4 protein-coding genes are annotated in these 4,054 nt (G+C 63.4%); 3 read left to right on the top strand and 1 reads right to left on the bottom strand.

The genetic code is table 11. The annotated features are described in order from the left end of the window. The first annotated feature begins 243 nt into the window (after positions 1-243). The 3 genes from V7E26_RS29520 (at position 244) to V7E26_RS29510 (ending at position 3,364) form a co-directional block, all read left to right on the top strand. Complete coding sequence (locus V7E26_RS29520; protein WP_442893505.1) at positions 244-504, top strand: hypothetical protein; 261 nt, start codon at positions 244-246, stop codon at positions 502-504. A 13-nt stretch (positions 505-517) separates the two neighbouring features. After that, positions 518-724 carry a DUF6494 family protein gene (locus V7E26_RS29515; RefSeq protein WP_324422914.1) on the top strand — a complete coding sequence of 69 codons (207 nt, stop codon included), beginning with the start codon at positions 518-520 and terminating at the stop codon, positions 722-724. A 156-nt stretch (positions 725-880) separates the two neighbouring features. Next, positions 881-3,364: an ATP-binding protein gene (locus V7E26_RS29510; protein ID WP_324422913.1), complete on the top strand. Its 2,484-nt coding sequence runs from the start codon at positions 881-883 to the stop codon at positions 3,362-3,364. Positions 3,365-3,431: 67 nt separating this feature from the next. On the opposite strand, the gene V7E26_RS29505 is transcribed toward V7E26_RS29510, so the two are convergent. Next, positions 3,432-4,054, bottom strand: a 623-nt coding sequence (locus V7E26_RS29505; RefSeq protein ID WP_324422912.1) for a DUF1013 domain-containing protein, incomplete at its 5' end; no start/stop codon positions are given.

Genomic DNA, 4,054 nt, shown 5'->3' with positions numbered 1-4,054 from the left:
GTCATCCTGCACAGCCCGCGGTCGGGACGAAGAGGTGGCCGCAGTCGAACAAAAAAGTGGCTGCCCATCCTTGACACACACATTCCCCATGTGAGCAATCCATCTGTCCCGCGCCGAGACGTGGTGTCATAGTCCTGCCCAAATGGCGCAATTTGCCATCTTTTCGATCGATTGCGGGGTCATCCAGCGAGGACGCGCTTCGCGCTTTTGCCCGATCGTGACGAAAAACCGAAGGAACCGAGCATGCGCCGCAATCTGCCACTCGCGCTTGTCCTGATCGCCCCGCTGCTGTCCGGCTGCCTCGAACGTGGCCAGCCGACCATGGTCGATTCCAGCGCTGACGATGACGCATTCTGCCGCGCCAACAATGTCGCGGTCGGTTCGAACGAATACGTCAATTGCCGCAAGAACCGCGACGTGCAGCGCGGTAACGCCAATGCCCGCGCCGACCGCGCCCAGCGCAATCTGGCCGAGCAGATGCTGAACAACCCGGTCAGGCCGTGATCAGGAGGACCCCATGAACGAAGACGTCTTCAATGCCAGCCTGCGCAAATTTCTCAAGCAAGTCGGCGTCACCTCACAGCGCGAGATCGAAAAGGCGGTGCGCGACGCGATCGATTCCGGCAAGCTCAAGGGTCATGAAAAGCTGCCGGCAAAGATGGTGCTGACCGTCGGCGGCCTCACGCTTTCGCACGAAGTGAACGAGGAGATCGAGCTGGGATAGCTCGCCACCGCTCCCGCGGCAATCTGGCACGAATTGGCCTTGTCAGCCCATTGTCGGCACTAAATACTGGATGGGCGATTATCTCCTCGCGGATATTCGGCTGACCCGATATGGCGATCAGTAGTTTGGTGGCGTATGCCGATGCGGGTGTGAGCGATGAGCCTGGAGTTGGCCACGACTGAAGCGCCCGGTTCGCGGCCGTCCGTGGCATGGCCGGCGTGGGCTATTTCAATCGCCGTCGCGGCCGCGTTTTTCCTGGCAGCGTATCTTGGTCTCGGTCTGCTCGACAAGGCTGGCGTTGCAGTGTTCTGGCCGGCGGCGGGTGTCGCTTCCGGTGTCATGGTCGCGTTTGGCCCGGCCGTGCGGTGGCCGGTCATCATCGGCGTGGTCGCCGCCACTGTCGCAGCCAATCTGATCGGCGACCGCAATGCTGCCAGCACGGCATTCTTCGCGGTAGCCAATGCCGTTGGTCCCCTGATCGTCGCAGGGCTGATCCAGAGATGGAGCAAGCCCCCATTCGAATTGAACGAGTTGCGTCGTGTCCTTGAATTGTTCGGCGCCACGATAGCTGCAGCCTTCATCAGCGGTGCCGTCGGTACGCTTGGATTTGTCCTCTTCCACACGTCGAACGCATCCATCATCAAGATCTGGTATCAGTGGGTCGTCTCGGAGTCGCTCGGCACCATCACCGTCGCACCGCTCATGCTGGGACTGGCCTCATTCCTGCGCGACGCTCCGCCCCGGCGCGAAACAGCGGAAGGGGCCTTCGCGCTCGCGCTCGTGGCTGCCATCTGCGTATTGCGGGTCAATTGGCCGAGTGAACCCTGGACGCTCAAACTGGCGCTTGCCGCGCTCTGTCCGCTGTTCGTGTGGATTGCCGCGCGTGTTCGTCCTGCCTTCACCGCTGTCGCAACGTTCCTGTGCGCGTTCACGATCGTGTGGACGACGATATTCGGCATCGGCCTCTTCGGTGATACGCGGTTGCCGTTCGATGAGCGTATCCTGTCGGCCCAGGCGGGCGTCCTGGCGATTTCGTTCGGCGCGCTCGTGCTGGCGGCGCTGTTCAGCGAACGACGGATGCACGAACGCGCCATTCTCGAACGCGAGCTTCGGCTTGAGGAAGCGCTTCGTGCCGGCGGCGTGATCACCTTCGATTGGAATCTCGGGAACGGGCTGATCGATTTGAGCCCGAACGCGGCGGATATCCTCGGTCTGGATCCGCAGCGACCGCTTGGCAGCGCGGAATGGATGAAATGCATCGCCGCCGAGGATCGTCCGTCGCTTGCGGCCTGGCTGGACGCCCCTCCGCTCGGCGAACCCTCGCATTCGATGACGTTTCGGTTTCTGCGCCCGGATGGGCGCGGCGAGGTCTGGCTGCAGCAGGTTGCCATCACGCACGTTGATGCGGCCGGGAAGCCCGCCCGCATCAACGGCCTGATGACCGACATCACGGAAAGGAAGAAGTTTGAGGGACAGATTTCCCTGGCCTGGAAGTCAGCCGCGATGGCGGACCGGGCGAAATCCAGCTTCCTGTCCGCTGCGAGCCATGATTTGCGGCAGCCCCTGCAGACGCTGAGGTTTCTGCAGGGGTCGCTTGGGCTGCATCTTCCACGCGGCGAGGGACGCGAGCTTGTCGACGGAATGGGGCGATCCCTCGACACCATGTCCAGCATTCTGTCGAGCCTGCTCGATGTGAACCGTCTTGAGGCGGGCAATCTTCGCCCGGCGGAGCGCGACTTCGCGATCTCCGAGCTTTTTGATTCCCTGGCGGCCGATTTCTCCGACGCCATCGCGGACCGGGGCCTGGAGTGGCGCATGGTGCCGAGCCGGCTGCTGGTCCGCAGCGACAGGCACATGCTCGAAACGATGGTGCGCAACTTGCTCTCGAACGCGCTGCGATACACCGATCGGGGAAAGATACTACTGGGCTGCCGGCGGACCGGCGGCAAGGTCCGGATCGAAGTCTGGGACAGCGGCATCGGCATCACGCAGGATCAGCTCCCGCATATCTTCGATGAGTACTTTCAGGGCTCGACTGTCGCGGAGCGTGGCGGTTTCGGATTGGGGCTGGCCATCGTCAGGCGGCTGGGGGTGATGCTGGATCACCCGATCGGTGCACATTCCACGCCCGGCAAGGGCACGGTCATTACCATCGAAGTTCCACGTGGCCAGCACAGCAGCAACAATCCCGAACGAGCGCGCAGCCCGCAATATCAGAGGGGTGACTTTCACGGCACCGTCCTCGTCATTGAAGACGAGGCCAGTGTGCGCGCCTCGATCAGCCGTCTGCTGAAGGCAAGCGGCATCCGCGCGATCGTGCTCGCAACGGCGGATGATGCGCTGGCCCGGATACGGCGGCGGGAGATCCGTCCCGACCTGCTGCTTTGCGATTATAATCTTCAGGGATCGGCCAATGGGGTGGCGACGATCGGGGAATTGCGGGCGGTGCTCGGCCAGAACACGCCGGCCATTATCATGACAGGAGACATCAGGTCGAAGACCGTGGTGCCGATTTCGGCGCAGGGCATGTCGGTCCTGCTCAAGCCGTTCCTGTTGGACGACCTCTTGCAGCACATTGCGCTGGCCTCACGCGAATCCGCGGCGAGTTCAGCCGGCCCGAGCGCGCCGGGGAAATGCTGAGCGTACGCTCAAGCAAAAAGCGCGGCAGGTTGCTCCGCCGCGCCTGGCATCAGCCGTGCCGAGAACCTTATTCCTCGTCGTCCTGCTTCTTGCCGCCGATCGTCTTGAGTTTGGCGAACACGGCGTCGACATTGAGGTCGTCCTCGCTCTTCTCGCTGGGCTCGAACTCCGGCTCCTTGCGCGTGGTCTCGGAGGCCGGCAGGAGCGTGGCGCCGCCATAGGCCGCGGGCACCGGCTTTTCCTTGGCCGCGCGCTGCACCTCGAAATCGAGCTCGATCTGCGAGCACAGGCCGAGCGTCACCGGGTCCATCGGGGTCAGCGTCGAGGCATTCCAGTGGGTGCGATCGCGGACGCTCGCGATCGTCGTCTTGGTGGTGCCGACCAGGCGCATGATCTGCGCGTCCTTCAGCTCGGGGTGGTTGCGGACCAGCCAGAGGATCGCGCTCGGCCGCTCGTGGCGGCGCGACACCGGGGTATAGCGTGGGCCCTTCTTCTTGGCGGCCGGCGGCAGCACGACCTTGCTCTCGCCGAGCCTGAGGCGGTAGGCCGGGTCCTTCTCGCCCTTTTCGATCTCGTCGCGCGTCAATTGTCCCGTCGAAATCGGGTCCATGCCCTTGATGCCCTGGGCGGCGTCACCGTCGGCGATGGCGCGGACCTCGAGGGGGTGCATTTTGGTGAAATCGGCCACCT

It is taken from the genome of Bradyrhizobium sp. (genome assembly GCF_036735945.1).
Classification (GTDB): Bacteria; Pseudomonadota; Alphaproteobacteria; order Rhizobiales; family Xanthobacteraceae; genus Bradyrhizobium.
This window is presented reverse-complemented; position numbering and strand designations above follow the sequence as displayed.